This is a genomic window from Dellaglioa sp. CoH-57-MRSF-18, from assembly GCF_056781995.1.
This window is the reverse complement of the sequence record NZ_JBXAXX010000207.1, coordinates 1-279: the sequence shown is the minus strand read 5'-3', so window position 1 is coordinate 279 and position 279 is coordinate 1. Positions and strand designations below refer to the sequence as shown.

1 protein-coding gene is annotated in these 279 nt (G+C 62.0%); it reads right to left on the bottom strand.

What is annotated here, in order from left to right:
• On the bottom strand, positions 1 to 279 hold a 279-nt coding region (locus AC1RPG_RS08735), incomplete at both ends, for a LysR substrate-binding domain-containing protein (protein WP_481762594.1).

Below are 279 nucleotides of genomic sequence, written 5' to 3'. Positions count from 1 at the left end.
ATCTCGTAGGGGCCGTCTGAAAGCGGTCGCATAGTGATCCCCCACGCATGGGCACGCTCCATGCGCGATTGCGCCGAGAGCCCCACACCGTAGCCAGCGGTGACCCAAAGCGCCATCATCTCGAACGAAGTCACATGCTGCACGCTCTGTTGGCTCAACGGAAGGGAAGACAGTCGCTGATCGAGCAGTAGGCATGCCTCCGCCGGCCAGCGAAACACCGGATAGTCCAGAAGCTCGGCAAGCGTGATCTTCGCCTGGGCAAGTAAGGGGGACCCCAGC